The sequence below is a fragment of the Vreelandella nigrificans genome (assembly GCF_002374315.1).
GTDB classification, from domain to species: Bacteria; Pseudomonadota; Gammaproteobacteria; order Pseudomonadales; family Halomonadaceae; genus Vreelandella; species Vreelandella nigrificans.
On sequence record NZ_NWUX01000027.1, the window covers coordinates 1 to 18821 of the forward strand.

Consider the following 18821-nt stretch of genomic DNA (forward strand, 5'->3'; position numbering starts at 1 on the left):
GTAAGCCACCAACAGCCAACGATGACAGATGAAGTAGGATCACTGGCTCAGGGACTTGATATTGACCGCTTACGCGGCCAATAAAAAATGCTGCGGCCTATTGACAGGCAGAAGGCTCATAGGTGTTATGCCCACCTGTCTGCAGATCTCACTTTACGGCTTTTCGAACAGTAACTTTCCAACCCACCAAATCGATTGACCAAAATTGGATATTAACTGCTCTCCTTGCCGTAAAAACGAGTTACTATCGTCAATCCCAGCTAGCTTTAACGCATCCCCAATTTTCGAGCTGGTAGGATGTGCATCACCTACTCGCATATCGTAAGCCCCCGCAATTGGGCCAAATACCTTGCGGGCTTTTTCGGCCCCCACCTTTTGAGCCAGCACATCCTCAAGGAGTTTATTTGACCCCAGTTTATCCTTGTTTGAATGTGTTGAAAGTTTACGAAGCTCACGCACATCCAATCTATCAGAAAAAACACGAACGAGTTCTTTTGCCAATCGTAGAAGAGATGCCTGATCCTTACTGGCGAATCGAGATATATGCTTCATAGCTTCTAAGTGGTTAATGTCATGCGTAAAAAGCGGAACGTCAAAGACGTCTCGAAAACCGTTTTCAAGCATAGCCATAACCTCGAAAAAAAGCTCCTCCACAGCGTGGGTAGATGCCGGTTGAGCTTTCACTTGCGCATCCAATAACTCGCTTGAAACCTTCCCATCTGGAACGACATTTTGGGCCGCCCAGATATGCTGCTCCCATGCAGGAAGACGTGCTATGTCGTAAGCGTAGATGGTAATTAAATCCGAAGAGTTTATCCCAAAGTGAATCGAATACCCGGAAGTCGATTTTATGCAGCCAGTTCCTGCTGTATACCACCCAAGCGAAAAACCGCGGAGTTCAAGAAGCTCGTTAACAATGCTGGACCGAAACCACAGCCATCTACCAATGTCTTCACTATCCAATTGGGAAGACGCCAAACGAGTGCCATCAGTTTCCACTATGAATTGAGGCAGGTTTTTATCTGCATCTCCTCTTACTCTCGTGCTAATCCCTTGGTGATCTATCCATTCATCTCGCCAGAACTCCCCCTCCACTCGGATACCTTCATAGCCACCTTTGTGTCCTCGGGAATTTTCATAATCGGTGTTTTCGTTGGTTTCTGGCCCCATCACGGGAGCATCTTCATCTTCGTCTACATCTGTTCGCCAAGCGCGGAACATCGTCCAGCTTCCGCCAAAAACGTCATTGATGTTGCGAATCAGTAGTTCATATCGACCACCATCTCGCTCTTCTTGATGACTCTCTAAACCCGCATAGTGACTAGTTTCAAGAGAGGTTACATTTTCCACTCTTTGACGGTAGTAAGAGAGTCGTAACGCCAGGTTCCTAGCTGCTAAGTAATCCAGCAAGTATTCTCTTTTGATTTCGATCTGGCGCTGCTCACCGTTTTCATCGAGAACCTCACGAGCAACAACTATAAAATTCTCTTCAGGTCTAACCCAATGACTTCCCTCTTTTATGAGGCGGAGAGCTGCGACAAGATCGGGATTCAATATCCATTGTCTTCCACCGACTACTGGTAGAGGCAATTCTAAGACCAAATAAACACCTATCGGCTCTTTATCATTATATTGGTATTCATCAATAGTCGAGTAATCCCCATCCTCGTATGCGTAAGGGCCAATTGTCCTGCTAAGTCCGATATCACCCCAACTCAATTTCTCAGCGATCTCACGGTTTTCAGGTAAAAACGCAACGGACCCACAGCCAAAAAACTCGTTGTTGTAGCCGACATTCTTAACGTTACCGTGCTCGTTATCTACAGCCGCTCTCAAAGGCACCCAAGTCGATTTAGAAAATGTACGACGGGTCTCTTTCTTTTGAAGAATCCAATCTTGATCCATCTGTGATTAGTCTCCTGAGGCATAACGCCAGCCATAAGCGGCGCCCCGACAGGGGCGTCCGGTGGAGGGCCATCGGCCCGGAAAAACCTTAATGGCCTTGTTATGCATTCTTGCATTTAACAACATAAGCCTTATGGGTGTCTGCTAAACCCAAATTGCAGTTGGCGATTGCGTACAAGTAACCCAGCCTTGAATGTCCCTCGATTAGTTGCATTCCCGACCCTATATCTGAGTAGTCGGGTATAACGTCGTGAGGAAAACCCTTTACATCTAAAATAACTGGTGGTGTTCGCCAAGTTCCATGACTCTTCCAGTGATCTTTGTCTTTTTCGAGGCAAGGGAGTTGTTCATACGCGATATAGCTTGCACCTTCTTCAACATAATCTCGATAATCATCTATAACTCTTACTTCTCGAAGCTTCTCTAACGATAAATCCTCTAGCATAATGTCAATACCGTCAAAATCAATCCAGCCATAGTTATTTACACAATTACGATCATAGTAGAGCCCATAGAGCCACTGTTCCAAAACAGCTTTAGGTATATTAAACCGTTCTTTTAATCGAAGATAATAATTTTCAACTGATTCATCTGAAATGCTAAAACTGTTGAAATTACGATATGGTTTGAGGTCTTTCCAGCTGTCGCTGGTTCTTTCCCACTCGACGTCATCAATATATAAACGCCTTACTTCAATTTCAGATAGCACCGAAACCTCCTGATGCATAACGCTCGGCTAAACGGCGCGAACGAAGTGAGTGTCCAGCGGAGTTAAAAGGAGCGAATTTGAGCCTCTTGTTAGGCATTCTAGGCTGTTTTTTGCCGTATAAATAAATTGACGCCCTCGAGCATGAGACGTATGCGTGCCCTATCTTCTACTTCAGACCACTCCCCGTGAGCGGCGTGATTTCGTATGCCAGACCACGCTGTGATGTCTTTTACATCTTGCTTAGTGATAAGCTCTTCCTCTCGCAATGTTTTGCAATAGGAATCTAAGCTAGGTTTTTTACCTCCTAGACTTAAACCTTCTTCTTCGACCCAAGCCCTTAAGAATTCTTCGAGCGTAGCGCCAATGAGAACCGCAGGCGCTGCGGAATGCACTTTAGGATTTTCGAGTAATGTATTTGCTTGCTCCAATAAGTCTGAGACAACATCTAGTTCGGCTTGTCGCTTGGGACTGATTCCACCAACAAGTCCATTTTCCATATGCGCTATAAATGAACTCAACACCTCGCTTACTACGTTCTTTTGATAAGAAGTAACAGTGCTTTCCACACTGGAAACCTGCTTTACAAAAGTATTATTCGGACCACCAACTTTCGATAGAAAGTCATATATTCGAGCCTTAAGGCCTTTTAGTTTAGCGCCGTCTGAGTCGCCAAGTTGCTCTACTTCCTTTTTCAAGGCTTTACAGTGAGCAATAACTTGTTCAAATTCCATATATATATCCATTGTGATGTCTAACGCTACCATCACGCACTTGTCGCGTGCATAGACTTTTATTGAAAGCGTCCAGGGAATTTATTAGCCAGCCTATCAGATATTTCATGTAAATTTGTTCCAATTGAGTATCGCTCACTATCCCACACTGTGGCCAGAAAACCCTCGCCTGTGTTTTCCTCGCTATTCAAGGGGAAATCATAATTATCCAAGAAAAGCTGTTCTATGTATTTTGCGATACGATTTTCACACTCGTAGAACGTTACATATAGCAGTTCTTGTTCCGGCCATTTTTCAGTGATGTGCCTTTTTATTCGTCCCAGTGCAAAGCCTTTGCCAATATATAAGCAAAGCATTCTATGCATGTCGTGGTCATAACACTCTGTATGCTCAATCCACAAACCGTAGACCCCCATCTTTCCTTTGAGGTCAGTCAAATACTCATGAACCGATAGACCTTCGTCTTCATCTATTTTATCCACGGATAACATGACGCAATAATCACGATTAAATACATCGTGCACGGTGATATTTTTACGAAGCTCGTCCGACAAAATAGAATTGAATTTTTCATGATCTAAGCCTTCGCATTCACATTGAAGGAACTCTGAATCATTCATGTTTGGCACAGTTCTCCTTTGGAGGCTAACGCCCGCATTTGTGGCTGGTTTGGAGTGCAGCGGAAAACCAGTCCGACAACATGCGTTTGTTAGGGCTAAAAGACCGACTTATTGAGGATGACATCTGCATCATAGCTCGTGCTAAAAGGCCGGAGTTCCTCATAAATTGCTTTAGCTAAAGCTGAAATTTCATTTGTAAGAATTTCTAATGCTTCAGTCTTATTTTCTTCATTGAATATTTTTCGGCTGCCATCAGGAACATCGAGAGTATCTCGATAAGTTTTTACAGAATTAAGCAAAGCTAAATGTGCTCGAGTTTTCTCCACAAGCGCCAACTTCATGTAACTAGGTACATTTAAATCTGTATTCATATGAAATGCGATTGCAGCTAAATCATAGCTGCTCAAGTTCTTCACAGTTCTCTTTTTGTAGTCCGGCATATCAGCAATCATATTCTTCAATAGTCGGATTACGGATTTCAAATTCCCTGCGTAAAATAAATCTCTATCATTTATCATTTTTATGTGGGTAAACGGATAGTTAAGATGCAATTCATGATCTGATTTATGATATATCTTGATACCTCGGTCGCTTTCTTGTCCTGAACGCTGATATTTAATTGTGTCGAACCAAATGGCAGGAACAATATCAACCTTCCGTTTCAGGCTTCCACCCTCTAAAGCAATTGACTTGTTCCCCGTACTATCCACTTCCGCCTTGGGGAAATTAACGGGCAGAATACGTTCTGATTTTGACCTCACATCTTTAGCAATATCAATCAAACTTCTTGGATCTGTTGCGGGAGAGTATCCATTTGGATTTACTTCAGGAAGTTCAATATTTACAGGGTTAGTAACAATAATCAGCATATCAACATCGGAATGCCCTCTAATGTGAATATCTAAAGCTACTGAACCTTGAAGCCGTTTCGTGACTGATTCACCGCTATTCTGCAAACTGTTAATAAGACTATCAGCTACTCGATTGCCCTCGCTAATAGATACCTTAGTAGAGGCAGGTTCAACAGCGGCCATTGCGCCTATCGTGTATTTGACACCAGCGACTTCATTCAGGCTTTCAAATGATTCTGGTTTCCTGACATCGACTCCACGCTGTATTGCATTATTGGCAGAAAAATATTCCATAGACTCATAAATAGCTCGTTCACGAGTTCCTTGTCTGCGCTCTTTTAGCGACTTCAATCGTTTTTCAAAATCAATCATTATTTGACCCTTCTCAAATTCATCACACCAAATGTCTTTCTTCCTGCACTATTGAAATACGAGGCTTTTCCAACTGTAAGTTCTTTATTAAATTCAACTTCGCAGTAACCTTTATGAGAATTTAACTCGTGGCTCTGCTCTATTTCTGGTTCGTTCTTGTAACTATATGAGAGAAGCCAGCCACCTGTAGGACCGAATCGCCTAGAAAGCGTTGCCGTATAACTTTCGCTTTGACTTTTTTTTGTTTTTAGGTGTATTTGAATGTTCTTCCAAGTTTGCTCAATTCCGATAGATCCTTCCCAGTCGTATTTGGTAGTCCCATCTTCATTTAGCGTTTTCCCCTTTAGCTCCCATGTCCCATTGATGTTTGGCACTTCGAAAAATGATACTTTCCATACCCATTTATTGAATATCCAGTGGAGAAAGAAATAAACTATACCTGTGGTAATTGTTGCTTTTGTAAATGCGTCAATGCCACTCAGATTACTAGCAATAGCCAGTAGTTGAGCTATCCCACCTGAGAGGGCAATAGATATAAACCCCAACCACCTTCCAATAGCAGATCTATCATGTCCAAATACAGCATAATCGTGCATAGATTTCTCCATGATTTAATCGCGGCCCTAACGCCGCCAGCACGCGCGGCTTTGCAGTGAAGGCGAAGCCGTAACGGAAAGCCGTCGCTATGCCTGGCCTTGTTAGCCATTTTCCCCTCATAGCAGCTCAGCCATCGTCTTCAACAAGTACCGCTGCAGCAATTTTTTTGGCGATATCTTCAACTGAGTCGTGCTGGGTAGTAAAACCTGCCAAGTCAGGCAGTATCCCACTGTACTGCTTAACATCATCGAAGGTTACATTGTGCAAAACAGGAATAAGCGTACTCTTATTTAACAGTGCGCCAAGCTCCCTTTCAGTCCAAAACCTACCTGTCAAATATGCAGGGGTAAGGACTGTAACCCCTGAACGCGCCTTCCTCAGTCCCGCATCCATTTGTAGTGATTGGCTGCGACCTGGAATAATTGCGACCTCATCAAACCATACGGCCACGCCCAAACTTTCAAGCTCATCTCGAAGCTGTGAGGCAACTTCAGCCCCGTCAATTCGAGCATAGCTGAGGAAAGAGTCATATTCGCGAGGGTCTAGTGAGGCAACTGCTTCATGTACTTTATCTGCAAGTTGGCGCTCTGGCTCGGAGTATCTAACGGGGCTTGAAGCGGTCCGTAATTGCCTATTTAAGTCAGCTATAACCTTACGGTTATGAGCGTCTGCTTTTTGATTGTGTTGCCGCACGCTCCTATTGTGATCGGAAACTACTTTACGATTATGTGCATCAACCTTTCGGTTGTAGTCATCGATGACTTTCTTATTGGCGCGATTGACTCTATCAACATCACGTTTAACCTGCTGCTGAGCTTTACGCTGCACCTCTCGTATTTTTCGCTTTAGCTCATTCGGGTTGAGTTTTGCCATAATAAAAGCTCTCTTGCAGAGGTCTATAGTGTCTGGCTAACAGGTATTACACTGCCCATCCTACGATTGGATAAACGTGCTGGCACTTTTTCCCGGCAAATGCAGCCTGTCAGATTATCCCAAGCCCATGATTCTTATATCTATTAATTTAAATTTTGCAATATAGCCAAAATTCGCGCTCCTGCTGAATTTCCTGGAATGTCCGCTTTGGGTCGAAAGGCGTCATTCGCTCAATTCCTCATAAAACGCCACCCTGCCCGCAATAGCTTCCATACCTTCAATCGGCTGCCCATAACTCCAGGCGATATCCCGACGTTCACCCAACGAAAAATACACCGTATGTCCTTTAAACGGGCAATACGTGGTGGTTTCTGAAACGGTGAGTAAGTCCATCCGCACATCTTCACGTGGAAAGTAGGGACGTGGCGGGTAGCCGCGTTCGCAGAGTTCAAACGTATTGGTGGCGTCAGCAATTAACGTGCCATCAACCTGCGCCTGCACGCGTTGGCTAATAGGGTGAAGCTCAATGCGTGGGGCATTTGGCATTAGGTTGTTCCCTGCGGCGTTTTTCGCTCTAATAAAATTAGCTTAGCAGTTAAATCCGTTGAGTCCTACGCTTGCTCCATAACACTTTAGGCTACAGAAATGACCTGGGTCATATTTATGCTAATGCTGTCTATTTCACTATGACCACCCTGCCACTGCCCGTAACATTTCCTTAGTCTCCCGCTTGCTTGAGTGGTCAAGCACAGACCTACTAATGAAACCTCCGTATAATTTTCAAGGGCTTTATCACCCCGGCACGATGACGGGGGTGCTATGACGGGTACAGAAAGGACAGGAGACAGGGAAGGCAACTATGATCGGCAGCGCCACGGCGCTGCCGATCACAGGGAGAGGAAGCCGGGCTATTTCTTCGCGCTTTCCAGTTTGGTCGCGAGATCTTGAGCCAAAGCCACCATGGTCAGTGTTGGATTCCAGGAACCACCCTGCGGCCATAAGCAGCCACCGGTGACATATACATTATTGCTGCCTCTGAATCGATAATTCAGATCCACAGGGGCGGACGCTTCTTCACCAAGATACAGGGTGGAACTTTCGTGAACCAGGGCATCAACCCGACGATGATCCTCACTCGGCCGCTCGGAACTCCATTCCCCCAAATCAGGGCTACCATGCCAGTACTCGATCTGAGAAGCCCCCATTGGAGACAGCACATCTTCCAGGATACCGAAAGTGGCATTATCCATGGCCTGCCAGGTCTGATAGTCCCGGGTATTCTCCTTGACCTGTAGCAATGAATTGGTGGTGATATTTTGGTCCTGATCATTGCGCAAGAACCAGGATTCTGAATTTTTATAATCCAGTTCACCCAGCACCGCACAGACAAATACCACATAGCCTTTGGATGATTTCAGTTGTTCCGGTGATGCGGTTGCCACCACATCCGGCATGTAGCGCAATGCCGTACCCGCATTCTTCTCCGGGTCCACATCCCATAGCGATGACAACTGAATATGGAATTGCTGTTCATAGCTTTTTTCGGCCACACCAGCCACATAACAGGCACTCAACTCCAGGTCGCCAAACTTATCTTCCGGATCCAGTGAAGACTTGGGCACCCGTGCCACGATGGAGCTAATGAAATGCGCGGAAAAACGTTCACCCAGCGCTTGGGCGTCTGGGAAGGAGTTGCGCAGGAGAGTAGTGGGCGGCAAAGTGCCCATGGCAAGAACCAGTTTTGCCTCGCCCAGCGGCAGCACTCCTCGGGAGGTTTCCAGGGCTGTGGCCTGACGAGAGCCATTGATCTCTTGTTGCTGAATTCTTTCTACGACGCACTCAGTAACAATATCCAGTCTGGCGCCCTTCCCGTCAGCATGCAGCTTGGCCTGCTGATCGGCCAGTGTGAGAATATCGCCGGGTGTTGAATACTTCTGGAAGTCAACGCCGTTGAAATCCTCAGAGGCAGACGCCAAAGGTGCGGCCTCGGTTCGGTAGATGCCTTCGACGCTTTTCCCCTTGTCTTCAAGCAGCGATTGAATACGCTTCTGCAGGGGGCCATAGACGGGTCGACTCTTGCCGATGACGTTTAACTCCTCGGTACTGCGTCCCTGGTCGATTTGATCAGCTCTCTGGACTCGCAGCAGTTTCTCGGCCGTATCAAAATACTTTCGAGCGGCATCAATGGTGGCTTGCGGCCAACCATTAAATTCATCACCATTCGGCCGTGGACACCAGGCGCTCCACAGTGTGGAGCGACCGCCGAAGAAAGGCACCATGCCGTGTTGCCAGCGAACTGGGCCATTCTTACCCAGGGCAGTAGAAGCGGACATCGTCCAGGGGAAGGTTTCAGAAAGCCCACCCAGGGTGTCTTTAAAGGGCAAGGGGAGGTTTTGAAAATGCTCCGGAAGAAAGAAGGGACCGCGCTCGATCATAAGAATACGGCTATGAGGGTTTGACGCTAGAACGTGTTTCGCAAACGCCAGGGCACAAAACCCAGTCCCCACCACCACGTAGTCGTAACAGTTCTGCTCTCTGGCGGCTTTCCACGCCGCATTGGACAAGAAGAACACATGGTCCATTACCCGTTGCCCGGAGGGGGTTTGCGGCCCAGGTGTCGGGTAACCATATTGAAGATTCTGACTTGCGGCTGCTGTTCCCATGTCGTAGCTCCCTACGTTGATGTTATTTTCATTTTCCTGGGGTTCCGTGCGGGGTTGTTCCCGGCTATTTATTCACTCTTCAACCTCCCCCACTTCCTCCAACGGTTGCTCATAGCTCCACGACACATGAGCCAAATCATCAAACGAGACATAAAGTCATCTCTTGTGTATAGGCTGTGTCATTGAGGTGTTATGAATACTTAAGCATTCAGTCTAGTAACTAAGAATGATTTGTCCATACGTAGGGTTACCAAGGCTGACAGAGGGGGCTTGTATCGGCCTACGCTCCAACCCGTGGCGCCGGAAGTGGGTAGCGCCATATCAGCGCAGGAGTGGCCGTCAGCTGCAGGCCACCCACCTCAATGCCCTGCCACCAGTCAAATTGCTGAATCTTGTCCTGGACGATGCCCCAGTCGGCCAGCCGGTCTCCCACGCCTAGCGGCGTGAGTAACAGGTCCACCTTGCCATCCAGAGCTCGGATAGTGGCATGGTCGTATGAGAGGATCACACCGTACCGCATACTCCTACTTCATTTAAAATGCATATGCGAATGCGTTACACTTCTTCGTATGATTTAGTCAATACACGCTGGGGTTGGGCGAGTACTAGGCGATGCTCCGCACTTGACCGAGCGGATGCGCCCGATCATTGATATCCAGACCAAAGAGCCCTGCCATGAGAGATACCTCTCCTTCATCCTACGTGACGACCTATCGACGCGGGCTCGAGCTGGTTCGCGCACGCTATCCGCAATTCTTTATCCACCTCATATTAGTACTGCTTTTCATGATCAGCATAGCGGCGGTGGGCGCATCGGTTCCCTATTTGCTACGGCAGACGACCAACCTCTTAGTAGAGGATTCGGGTGAGGCGGCAGTGGGTATAATCTACGTCTTCGCTACTGCCTATGCAGTCGGCTGGACGTTAAGCAACATGATGGAATGGGGAAAGAACCTCGCCAGTTCATACGTGATGGCTAGGTGCGATGCGGCCGTGTATTCGAGTATTGTGCGGCGTTTGCTACGATTACCTTACCAAGCGCAGCATCAGCTTGATACAGGAGTGGTCATGGCCGACGTGAACCGGGCGATGAGCAGCTTTGGCCTGATCAACCACGCCCTCTTCTGGACCATCACCCCGGTCGTAATTCAGCTTTGCTTTGTCTTTGGTATTCTCTGGCAGGTGATAAACCTTGCCTTCGCGGCCGCCTTCATTATGGCCATCGTTGTGCTCTTCGTGTTGACCTACCGAATTGCCGATACGACAACCCGAATCCACAAAAACTTCTACCAGACGCATACTCAGCTGAGTGAATTCCTCGCCGAGCGTCTACGCGCGCTGTACGACATCAAGATCAACCTCGCTGCGGGGCATGAAGAGCGAATACTCGACCGCCACCTACGTACCTACATTCACACCGTATACGGAACCCATGCCAAGCTTAGCGGCTTGATGGGTGGGCAAGTGCTCGCTGTGGGACTCGTGCTGGGTGGGTTTACGCTCTATACCGTCAGCGAAACGCTACGCCAGCGCTATCAAGTCGGCGACTTCATCATGATCACGACCTATGTGGTTCAACTTACCTCCCCGTTCGTCATGATTGCGGCGGCGTTGATCGACCTCAAGAAGAACTACGTCGCTCTCGGTGACGGCCTTAGATACCTTGACCTGCCGACTAAGCCCCAGGCCACAGTCGATATCACGCTAGATTCTCAGCAGCCAGTGTTCACGCTACGTGACGTTGTCCTGCGCGCCGATGACGCTACTTCAGCCATGCCGCTCAGCGCGGAAATTCAGGCTGGTAAGATGTGTGGGGTGCGTGGCCCATCCGGAAGCGGGAAGTCAACTCTGTTGAGAACCCTTCTGGGGCTTGAGCCCCAGGCATCCGGTGAGATCCTCTTCCACGGTGTTAGTGTTCGCCAACTTTCACCAGAGGACATTCTTGGCGAAGTGAGTGTCGTCCCCCAAGCACCGCTGATTTTCAGCGGTAGCGTTCGCGAAAACCTTCTGTACGCACATCAACAGCCCGTGCCTGACCAGGAGCTGTTGGCACTTATCGAACTCCTGGATCTAGAACGGGTCGGCGGTGAAACCTCTGGCGAAGACGTGCTGGATCGGGATGTTGGCGTACAGGGCAGAAATCTCTCCGGCGGGGAGCAACAGCGCATCGCCATTGGCAGAGCGCTACTGCGCGGCACACGCACCATGATTCTCGATGAACCCACGGCAGCGCTGGATAGTATGCGTGAGATTCAGCTTATGCAGGCGCTAAGGTCACGCGTTGAGACCCTGGTGGTAGTAAGCCATAGTGAGCAGGTGCTTGCGCTTGCCGATGAATGTATTGATATAGGGCCTTGCAACACGCCAGCTTTGGCAGAGCATGGGAACTAAGCTTATTTCTTTGGGGCACTCACTGGATGAACTACTTGATGGTTGCCGGTACACAACTCCCAAGGCTCAGAATTCTTGCACACTGCCCTACTGCTACCGCCCACTATCAAGCCGATTCTCACCTGCGAGCCGGTCTGCCCCGGCATCCACAGCTCTAGAATATGCGGCCCCGAGTAACCCAAACCATGTACTCCCCTGCTTTTAACGCCGTAAATCACCAGCAGGCAAAAGCAAAGCGAGGAGCAAGCGTCGCTTTTATCTGTCCGAGTATATTTGCCTCATGGTTAGAACTCTTTATTATCTAGCTAAAATTTAGTTTTTATTTTTCTTATGAAAGACTCAACACGTGACGCTGATGCATCTTCGCTCTTATACAGTGACACCATTTCGAACTTGCAGCGCTTTGTGCATGCACCTAGTAGAGCAATCCTAAGTACCCGTTTTACTGGTTGCCGCAGCACGAATTTATCTACCCACCATGGTGAACCAAGAGTGGTAATAACCTTTACTTCTTTCAAATTGTCTAAACGTGGAGCGATAGCCCCCAGGTCAGATGCATGATTATATGCATGCCCCGGTGCCCATACTCGGTCAAACCACCCTTTTAGAATTGCTGGAAAACCAAACCACCATGTTGGGAATACCAATACCAATGATTCTGCCTGCTTCAACTGCTCAATTTCCTTTTCAAGACAAGCATCATAAAAATTAGCTTGATAATAGCTTTTCCTTTCCTGCCGGGTTAGCGCTGGTTCAAAGCTATTTTTATACAGGTCAAGGAGAGTAATTTGATAACCTTTTGACGTTAAATGCTCAATTGTCTGCGCCGCTAAATAATGGCATAAACTATCCTCTAAAGGGTGTGCTACCACCACCAGACATTTCACTTAAACCTCCTTGAAATTTAACTGTGATTAAGGAGTAGGCTTTAGCCCCCACTGAGCAAAGCGAACGGGTTTAACCAACGGTTAGGATAAGAAAACTATTCCTCGCTAATTTCTTTTGACTGTGCAGGAAGGAATTCAAGCACCTCGTCATCTGCATCATCAAATATACCAGTGGAGCGCCAGCCTAGATGTCGATAGAAGCCATATGACCGAGCATTAGGGTCGGATGAGCACCCGAGAAAAAGTCTTTCGAAACCTAATGCTTTGAAATTTTCAATCATTCGATTTAGTAGTGCCCTGCCGATACCTTTACTTTCGTATTCTGGTAATAGTGCCAAGACAACAATCTCTCCAGTTTTTCTATCACCGAAGCAATAGCCGATGATTTCCCCCTCACTAATACCGACGTAACCAGGTAAAGAGCCATCACTTATTCCTGTTTTCCAGCTATCCAGGGTTATACCGAGCTCCATTAATTGCTCAACGGAGAAAGCATTCTCTCTTGTCTTACCTCTCAATGCGATGCATTCGGGCGTGTCTTCGGGTACTGCTCTTCTGTATGTGATTTTCATTGCGAACCATATTTAATGATGCTAATAGGCTGTAGAAAAATTCAATTTCTATCGACCTCTACTGCCTACTATCTTAGTTTATTTTCCCGACTGTAACGTTGGCTGATTTTCCTAATACGGTTACTTCCACATTGATTCATCGTGCCACCGCTAATAACTAACCCTTAATGGGATCACAAAGGCTCACTTTTGGGCATCTAACCCTGCTCACGCCTGCAACAGGCCATTTTATGAAGCAGTCCACTTTGTTCATCGCGGCATCGTTCGTGGCAGACCAGCAGCACTTGTTCAAATAGTGCCTCAATCTCATCGGCATGCCAGCTGACTAAGCTGGCCAGCGTGGTGACATGGGCGCGGTATCGCAGGAAAGCGCTTTGAAAGTAATATTGATCTCACAGCACCACTGCATCTCGCGGCTGGAGGTGATGCCTTTGGAGTAAGCAAACAAGATGGTCTTCAGTAGGATGGCCTGATCATAGGCCAGCCGACCTATCGCATCGTCGCCATACTTGGGATGGAAAGCCGGTAAGTCGAGCTGCAACCCAAATACTCATTTGAACTACAAGCACCTTGCGTTGATAGTTCCTCTTACAGCGTTTTTTATGTACGTACTATTTGGTGTTGCATTTCAATTAGCTGATGCTCACCGACAACTTCTACTTCTCTTATAAACTTGAAACCAAATTTTTCATAGTAGCGTCTCAGGTAACTGTGAGCATGAATTTCAATTGAATCCAGGCCGGCATTCTGAGCATGCTCTATTAGAGCTTTAACAACTTTAGATGCTACACCTGAACCTCTATATACCTCGACAACAGCTACTCTTGCCATAATTGACGAGCCATCATCGTTAACTGTTAAGCGTGCTGTAGCAACTGGCTCACCCTGTTCAACTAAAAGAGCATGAAACGAGTCTTCATCTAAACCATCAAGATCTAATTCTTGTGGAATTTTCTGTTCAAGAGTAAACACTTGGTGACGAATAGCTTGAGCCTGTTTTATTAGTTCCAAGCCCTTACCAATAATGATTTCCATTCTTCCGTTCCTCCAAGAATATAACGCCTGCCCTCCAGCCACGCGAGGTACGAGCGTTAGCTACATGGCATTGTTATAGCGCAACCGGTTGATCACGCATTCTTTCCCATGTTTGTACCATAAGTTTCTTGCTGTGCCCTCAGGCGAGAACCCCCAAACGTACCGCTCTGCTGTATAACCCGGTGGCAGAGAATCAGTAAGCGTTACCAACCGCCCTTGCAGACCTGGGGGCACCCAGTGCCTTGGCTACCTGGGCATAGCTGGCCACAGAGGTGCACATGGGCGGTATCTCTTCAATACTAGGCTGATCAATTGCCCAATCAACCAAGTAGGCCATAGCGCTTGTGATTCGGTCATAGCCTGACCTGGTACGGACTCTCAGACACGATTTATGGATACACCTCCATCTACCAGCATCGCAGAACCAGTTGTGAAACTGGAAGCATCGGAAGCCAAGTACAATGCGGATTGAGCAATTTCATCTGGTGTTGCCATACGCTTGAGAGCATGCAGATTATGCACAAATGCCAATGCTTCTGGTGTATTGGCAAATTCACGCCCCGCTGGCGTATCAGTACCACCGGGCAGAAGGGCATTGACCCGGATATTCTGAGGTCCATGCTCTGACGCCAGCACTTGAGTCAACCCAATAAGGCCTGCCTTACTGGCTGCGTAGGCAGCCATACCTGGCATACCAGCGGTGTAACCAACGAAGGTAGAGGTAAAAATCAACGAACCTCCTTTTCGGGCAGCCATGGCGGGCAGTTGGTACTTTGCACCCAAAAATGCGCTGGTTAAGTTGGTCGCAATCACCTGATCCCAGTCTGTTTGCAACATCTCCGGGACAGGACCCATAGCACCCAGGATAGCGGCATTGTTGAAAGCGATATCCAATCCGCCAAAGTGACTTACCGCCTTATCTACCAAAACTTTGGCAAAAGCCTCGTCACCAACGTCACCCGCTAGTGCCAGTGCCTGCCCGCCTTCCGCCTTGATTGAGTCCGCCAGGCCATCAAGCTCCTTTTGTCGCCTTGCAGCCACCACGACGGCCGCACCTTCTCTCGCAAAAAGCTTCGCGGTTGCGTAGCCAATACCTGTGCTGGCGCCAGTAACGATAGCAACTTTGTTAGCAAGTATAGTCATCAATCATTCCTCCTAGCTATGTTCACTATAAAAGGGCATATGCCCTAAGGTTAGCTATATTAGGAGGACAAACGACTACTGCCGACCCGAATCTTGCTGTACTTTAATTGCGCTATAACGCCGCCAACACGCGCGGCTTTGTAGTGAAGACAAAGCCGAAACGAAAAAGGCGTCGCCGTGCTTGGCCTTGTTAGGGCTTTTATCGTATACTTGTACGGAAACTCCGTACATCAAGGTGCCGTTATGGATACAATCAGTGTAAACAAATTTAGAGACAACCTTAAGACCGTTGTAGAACAAGTAGTTAGCAGGCATGAACCGCTCAAGGTAACTCGTCGAGCCGGTGAGGCTTTTGTTGTTATGAGCGCCGACGACTGGGAGCAAGAACAGGAAACCCTTCATGTTCTCCAAAGCAAGAGCCTCATGCAGCAGATTGCCCACTCTCTTGAAACCCACAACCGTAGTGAAGGCTATATACCAACTGAAGAGCAGATGAATGAGATCACTGGTATTTGAAGGCAATACCTGGGAAGCGTATGAAACTATGCGCGAAAAGGACAAACGATTGCACAAGGCTTTGTGCAAATTGCTCAAGGAAATGCTGCGTTCAAACGACCCAGCTTCAGGTTTAGGAAAGCCTGAACCACTAAAGCACAACCTATCTGGCCTATGGTCTAAGCGGATATCACAGAAAGATCGTTTAATATATCGATTCGATGACAAGTTCATTTATATCTTCGCTATTGGTGGTCACTACGATCAGCCCTAACAGTTTTATTCATGCGCATGCGCGTTTTCCTGGGAAGTCCTACCTTGCCAAAAGGCACCTAACTCACTGGTAGAAAAGTGGGAAATACTATTTTTCCTCGTAAGGCTCGTTAGAAAAATGCGCATACTCGTTAACATTATCACCAATCTTTCTGCGGATAGCCGCTCAGGGCCGAAAGTCGTCATCAGCTATCCCCTCTTATAAAACGCCTGACTCTGCGCAATCCCTCCTCTCTCTTCCTGCTGCTCATAGCACCACGCCACATCGGTGTGTAGTAGGTGACATCGCCCTTGAGCGGGCAGTAAATCGTAGTTTCGGAAATGAATAGCAAATCCCCCCACACATCTTCGCGGGGGAAGTAGTGGCGTGGCGGGTAGCCTCTCTCACGGAGTTCGATAGCTCAGATGCGGTATGCAAAGTGCCGTTGGCATACGCCTGCACGTGTTGGCTAACGGGATGAAGCTCAATGCGTGAGGCATTTTGCATTAGATTGTCCCTGCGGCGATTTTCGCTCTAGTAATTTCAGACTAGCAGCTAACTTCGTTTAAGCCTACTTCAAGCGTGTAACACCTTAGGCTACGAGATTGACCTGGGTCAGCTTATCAGCACTCCTTTTAACCAATCATAACCTCACGACGATGAGCCCAAAATGGATGACCCGACCAGTGTCTAAGAATAATTTATTCCATGCATAGAATGACGGGTATCAGCAGAGAATGCCCGCGAACTGGGAGTCTTGGCTTTAGAGCATTGACTTACATACAGTTGCATGTTGAGTTCGCGATTTATTTCTTTCTATTTGGCTTGTTCTTTAATGCTTGGGAACGAAGGGCCGCTTCGAATGAGCGATGCGCCCAGATGGCGGCTTGCTCGCGATCATCCATGACTTCATCGGGAGCCAGATAGTAGGACATCTTCGTTAACTTGCCGCTCTTGTTGTACTCGAACGGACCTAATCCCTCTTTCTCGAAGTAGCCTAAGTTTTTAGCGTCCGCTTTCAAGTAAAGGGTGTCTTCGGCGACGAGAGCAAACATCAATCCATTGTGGTATATGCCGTACCCGCCGAACATTTTCCGAGCGGTGATTGGCCCGAAGAGCTCGAAGGCTTCCTGAAGGTACTCAATGTATTCACTCATAAACTAATCAAGCACTCCTAAGGCTCAACAGAAAAGGCTCATCGGTATCATACGCGCCAGCGATTGGCTTAGCTTGATCGCGAGCGCAGGGCGAGCTTCTCTCCCCCTCTAACACCTTGCTAGTACGCTTCTTACCTTTGCTTCATGAACGCAACAGCCAGTCCCGAAGATATAAACGTAACGCCAGCCCCAATATTTAAGCCAGAAACCAATTTGGGTTTGTTTCTCAGCCATTCCGATAACTTAGATGAAAACACGCCCATGAGGCTGAAACCCACGGCTGTTAAAACCGCAAACCAAACCCCATAGCCAATCATTTGCCATGTCACAGAGCCCAGATTAGGATTTACAAATTGAGGGACAAATGCGAGCACAAACATACCCGGCTTAGGGTTGAGTGCAGCTGAAAGGAAACCGGTTGAAAATACGGTTTTTAAAGACTGTTTTTTTGCAGGCTCTAAGGTAAATAGATTGCGAGACCGAAGGACTTTGACGCCTAGCCAAATTAGATAACCCGCACCAATGATCTTGACCACATAGAAGGCTAGCTCGGAAGTTTGGATTAAAAGAGTCAGCCCAAATGTTGCCGCTAGCACGTGAAATAAAATCCCGGTTCCGGACGATAGACCAGAAACAGTGGCAGCCAATCTACCCTGGCTTAAACCTCGCCCTATCGCCAGCATATTATCTGGCCCTGGGGATATCACCAGCAGTAAACATGCCAATGTATATGCGGCCAAAACCTCTAATGGAAACATGTTACCCCCCTTAGCCTTATTATCTTCACTTCAGTGATAATATTTTTGGTTAACTTACACGCCACCTGACGCTCAGCTAACCCCATGGTTAGCTTCCCCTTTCGGCCGGTATGCCGCTTCTTTTGGAAGGTGAGCAACCAGCAGTTTCAGGTAGAACAGTGGCAGAAACCACTCCATTCCTGGTGGTGGTGCAAGCACGTACAATGTTAAAAGAATACTCCCAGCGTACATCAGCAAAGCAACCGGCCGCTGAAGGTAGAGCGGCGACAAAATGATCGCGAAGCCTGCCACCAAGAGGTACCCTCCAGCAGCGATTAGCCACAGTAAATCAAGCCCGAGGAATAGCCATGACACAAGGGTTAGATGCACAAGGTGCAACATGACAAAGCCGAAGTGCTGCGCAAAGCCTTGCCCTGCGCGGTGATACCAGCGCTTCCCAGACGAGGTCGAATTGGTGATGATGCCACCCAGGATATCGAACGCTAGCACCGCGCATAGGATGTACTGAACGGCTGACCAAGTCCCGATTGCATAAGCCGCATAAGCAACCGCTACACCCGCTGCCCCAATAGGCAATACGAACTGAAGTACCAACTCTGCTGGCGTCGCACCAGGGCCAACAAAGCGGTCCAAAACTCCTGGCATTCCTTCACGTAGCTTTGGTAACTCTTGCTCAGCGCGCATTAATGTCTCCTTTTGAGGCTGACGCTGCCAATAGTAGAGAATACCATTAACTATATAGCCGATTGCGGCCTCCGTCGCGGGTGCGCCGTAGGCTTACCACGCGCTACAAGACTATTAACACCCAC

21 protein-coding genes and 1 pseudogene are annotated in these 18821 nt (G+C 47.7%); 3 read left to right on the forward strand and 19 right to left on the reverse strand.

What is annotated here, in order from left to right; genetic code table 11:
• Positions 1-153 precede the first annotated feature (153 nt).
• The 10 genes from CPA45_RS19815 to CPA45_RS19860 all read right to left on the reverse strand — a co-directional run bounded on the left by CPA45_RS19815 (position 154) and on the right by CPA45_RS19860 (position 9841).
• The gene (locus CPA45_RS19815; RefSeq protein WP_096654578.1) at positions 154-1905 is read right to left on the reverse strand and encodes a hypothetical protein; all 1752 of its coding nucleotides are present in this window, start codon (positions 1903-1905) and stop codon (positions 154-156) included.
• Positions 1906-2005: 100 nt separating this feature from the next.
• Entirely contained in the window at positions 2006-2614 is a 609-nt protein-coding gene (locus tag CPA45_RS19820) for a hypothetical protein (protein ID WP_096654580.1), read from the reverse strand.
• A 98-nt stretch (positions 2615-2712) separates the two neighbouring features.
• Positions 2713-3345, reverse strand: a complete 633-nt coding sequence (locus tag CPA45_RS19825; RefSeq protein ID WP_133066803.1) for a hypothetical protein — start codon at positions 3343-3345, stop codon at positions 2713-2715.
• Between the two features lie 59 nt (positions 3346-3404).
• Complete coding sequence (locus tag CPA45_RS23025) at positions 3405-3965, reverse strand: hypothetical protein (protein WP_208858561.1); 561 nt, start codon at positions 3963-3965, stop codon at positions 3405-3407.
• 95 nt (positions 3966-4060) lie between these two features.
• Positions 4061-5188 (reverse strand): nucleotidyltransferase family protein, encoded by a 1128-nt coding sequence (locus CPA45_RS19835; RefSeq protein ID WP_096654584.1) that lies wholly within the window; start codon positions 5186-5188, stop codon positions 4061-4063.
• Entirely contained in the window at positions 5188-5784 is a 597-nt protein-coding gene (locus CPA45_RS19840; protein WP_096654586.1) for a Cap15 family cyclic dinucleotide receptor domain-containing protein, read from the reverse strand. Before CPA45_RS19840 ends, CPA45_RS19835 begins: the two co-directional genes overlap by 1 nt.
• Before the next feature lie 127 nt (positions 5785-5911).
• Complete coding sequence (locus tag CPA45_RS19845) at positions 5912-6658, reverse strand: toll/interleukin-1 receptor domain-containing protein (protein WP_096654588.1); 747 nt, start codon at positions 6656-6658, stop codon at positions 5912-5914.
• 222 nt (positions 6659-6880) lie between these two features.
• Positions 6881-7204 (reverse strand): DUF427 domain-containing protein, encoded by a 324-nt coding sequence (locus tag CPA45_RS19850; protein WP_096654590.1) that lies wholly within the window; start codon positions 7202-7204, stop codon positions 6881-6883.
• A gap of 362 nt (positions 7205-7566) precedes the next feature.
• Positions 7567-9231, reverse strand: coding sequence for a GMC oxidoreductase (locus tag CPA45_RS19855; protein ID WP_244287665.1), 1665 nt, complete (start codon positions 9229-9231; stop codon positions 7567-7569).
• Between the two features lie 370 nt (positions 9232-9601).
• Complete coding sequence (locus CPA45_RS19860; RefSeq protein WP_208858562.1) at positions 9602-9841, reverse strand: MBL fold metallo-hydrolase; 240 nt, start codon at positions 9839-9841, stop codon at positions 9602-9604.
• A gap of 155 nt (positions 9842-9996) precedes the next feature.
• Here CPA45_RS19860 and CPA45_RS19865 point away from each other — a divergent pair, with 155 nt between their 5' ends.
• Positions 9997-11712 carry an ATP-binding cassette domain-containing protein gene (locus CPA45_RS19865; RefSeq protein WP_096654592.1) on the forward strand — a complete coding sequence of 572 codons (1716 nt, stop codon included), beginning with the start codon at positions 9997-9999 and terminating at the stop codon, positions 11710-11712.
• A gap of 305 nt (positions 11713-12017) precedes the next feature.
• Here CPA45_RS19865 and CPA45_RS19870 read toward each other — a convergent pair whose 3' ends face one another.
• The 5 genes and pseudogenes from CPA45_RS19870 to CPA45_RS19895 all read right to left on the reverse strand — a co-directional run bounded on the left by CPA45_RS19870 (position 12018) and on the right by CPA45_RS19895 (position 15349).
• Positions 12018-12599 carry an NAD(P)H-dependent oxidoreductase gene (locus tag CPA45_RS19870; protein ID WP_096654594.1) on the reverse strand — a complete coding sequence of 194 codons (582 nt, stop codon included), beginning with the start codon at positions 12597-12599 and terminating at the stop codon, positions 12018-12020.
• A gap of 95 nt (positions 12600-12694) precedes the next feature.
• Positions 12695-13171 carry a GNAT family N-acetyltransferase gene (locus tag CPA45_RS19875; protein WP_096654596.1) on the reverse strand — a complete coding sequence of 159 codons (477 nt, stop codon included), beginning with the start codon at positions 13169-13171 and terminating at the stop codon, positions 12695-12697.
• Between the two features lie 260 nt (positions 13172-13431).
• Positions 13432-13709: pseudogene (locus CPA45_RS19880) on the reverse strand (transposase); the annotation flags it as partial.
• Positions 13710-13771: 62 nt separating this feature from the next.
• A complete protein-coding gene (locus CPA45_RS19885) occupies positions 13772-14206 on the reverse strand; it encodes a GNAT family N-acetyltransferase (protein WP_096654598.1) in 435 nt (144 codons plus the stop codon).
• 378 nt (positions 14207-14584) lie between these two features.
• Positions 14585-15349 carry an SDR family oxidoreductase gene (locus tag CPA45_RS19895; RefSeq protein ID WP_096654600.1) on the reverse strand — a complete coding sequence of 255 codons (765 nt, stop codon included), beginning with the start codon at positions 15347-15349 and terminating at the stop codon, positions 14585-14587.
• 243 nt (positions 15350-15592) lie between these two features.
• On the opposite strand from CPA45_RS19895, the gene CPA45_RS19900 reads away from it, so the two are divergent.
• Both CPA45_RS19900 and CPA45_RS19905 read left to right on the forward strand, forming a co-directional pair.
• Positions 15593-15865, forward strand: a complete 273-nt coding sequence (locus CPA45_RS19900; protein ID WP_096654602.1) for a type II toxin-antitoxin system Phd/YefM family antitoxin — start codon at positions 15593-15595, stop codon at positions 15863-15865.
• A 28-nt stretch (positions 15866-15893) separates the two neighbouring features.
• Positions 15894-16118 (forward strand): Txe/YoeB family addiction module toxin, encoded by a 225-nt coding sequence (locus CPA45_RS19905; RefSeq protein ID WP_244287668.1) that lies wholly within the window; start codon positions 15894-15896, stop codon positions 16116-16118.
• Between the two features lie 184 nt (positions 16119-16302).
• Here the strand turns inward: CPA45_RS19905 and CPA45_RS19910 are convergent, their stop codons facing one another.
• The 4 genes from CPA45_RS19910 to CPA45_RS19925 form a co-directional block, all read right to left on the reverse strand.
• Positions 16303-16461: a hypothetical protein gene (locus CPA45_RS19910; RefSeq protein ID WP_244287667.1), complete on the reverse strand. Its 159-nt coding sequence runs from the start codon at positions 16459-16461 to the stop codon at positions 16303-16305.
• A gap of 442 nt (positions 16462-16903) precedes the next feature.
• Entirely contained in the window at positions 16904-17254 is a 351-nt protein-coding gene (locus CPA45_RS19915; RefSeq protein WP_096654606.1) for a TfoX/Sxy family protein, read from the reverse strand.
• A gap of 131 nt (positions 17255-17385) precedes the next feature.
• Positions 17386-18012 (reverse strand): LysE family translocator, encoded by a 627-nt coding sequence (locus CPA45_RS19920; protein ID WP_096654608.1) that lies wholly within the window; start codon positions 18010-18012, stop codon positions 17386-17388.
• 72 nt (positions 18013-18084) lie between these two features.
• Positions 18085-18696: a hypothetical protein gene (locus CPA45_RS19925; protein WP_096654610.1), complete on the reverse strand. Its 612-nt coding sequence runs from the start codon at positions 18694-18696 to the stop codon at positions 18085-18087.
• Positions 18697-18821: the final 125 nt, after the last annotated feature.

Excerpts from the sequence above, each read along its gene's own strand:
- CPA45_RS19815 (WP_096654578.1), bottom strand. The coding sequence starts at position 1,905 with ATGGATCAAGATTGGATTCTTCAAAAGAAAGAGACCCGTCGTACATTT.
- CPA45_RS19825 (WP_133066803.1), bottom strand. The coding sequence starts at position 3,345 with ATGGAATTTGAACAAGTTATTGCTCACTGTAAAGCCTTGAAAAAGGAA.
- CPA45_RS23025 (WP_208858561.1), bottom strand. The coding sequence starts at position 3,965 with ATGAATGATTCAGAGTTCCTTCAATGTGAATGCGAAGGCTTAGATCAT.
- CPA45_RS19835 (WP_096654584.1), bottom strand. The coding sequence starts at position 5,188 with ATGATTGATTTTGAAAAACGATTGAAGTCGCTAAAAGAGCGCAGACAA.
- CPA45_RS19840 (WP_096654586.1), bottom strand. The coding sequence starts at position 5,784 with ATGCACGATTATGCTGTATTTGGACATGATAGATCTGCTATTGGAAGG.
- CPA45_RS19845 (WP_096654588.1), bottom strand. The coding sequence starts at position 6,658 with ATGGCAAAACTCAACCCGAATGAGCTAAAGCGAAAAATACGAGAGGTG.
- CPA45_RS19850 (WP_096654590.1), bottom strand. The coding sequence starts at position 7,204 with ATGCCAAATGCCCCACGCATTGAGCTTCACCCTATTAGCCAACGCGTG.
- CPA45_RS19860 (WP_208858562.1), bottom strand. The coding sequence starts at position 9,841 with ATGCGGTACGGTGTGATCCTCTCATACGACCATGCCACTATCCGAGCT.
- CPA45_RS19865 (WP_096654592.1), top strand. The coding sequence starts at position 9,997 with ATGAGAGATACCTCTCCTTCATCCTACGTGACGACCTATCGACGCGGG.
- CPA45_RS19875 (WP_096654596.1), bottom strand. The coding sequence starts at position 13,171 with ATGAAAATCACATACAGAAGAGCAGTACCCGAAGACACGCCCGAATGC.
- CPA45_RS19885 (WP_096654598.1), bottom strand. The coding sequence starts at position 14,206 with ATGGAAATCATTATTGGTAAGGGCTTGGAACTAATAAAACAGGCTCAA.
- CPA45_RS19895 (WP_096654600.1), bottom strand. The coding sequence starts at position 15,349 with ATGACTATACTTGCTAACAAAGTTGCTATCGTTACTGGCGCCAGCACA.
- CPA45_RS19900 (WP_096654602.1), top strand. The coding sequence starts at position 15,593 with ATGGATACAATCAGTGTAAACAAATTTAGAGACAACCTTAAGACCGTT.
- CPA45_RS19905 (WP_244287668.1), top strand. The coding sequence starts at position 15,894 with ATGCGCGAAAAGGACAAACGATTGCACAAGGCTTTGTGCAAATTGCTC.
- CPA45_RS19915 (WP_096654606.1), bottom strand. The coding sequence starts at position 17,254 with ATGAGTGAATACATTGAGTACCTTCAGGAAGCCTTCGAGCTCTTCGGG.
- CPA45_RS19920 (WP_096654608.1), bottom strand. The coding sequence starts at position 18,012 with ATGTTTCCATTAGAGGTTTTGGCCGCATATACATTGGCATGTTTACTG.
- CPA45_RS19925 (WP_096654610.1), bottom strand. The coding sequence starts at position 18,696 with ATGCGCGCTGAGCAAGAGTTACCAAAGCTACGTGAAGGAATGCCAGGA.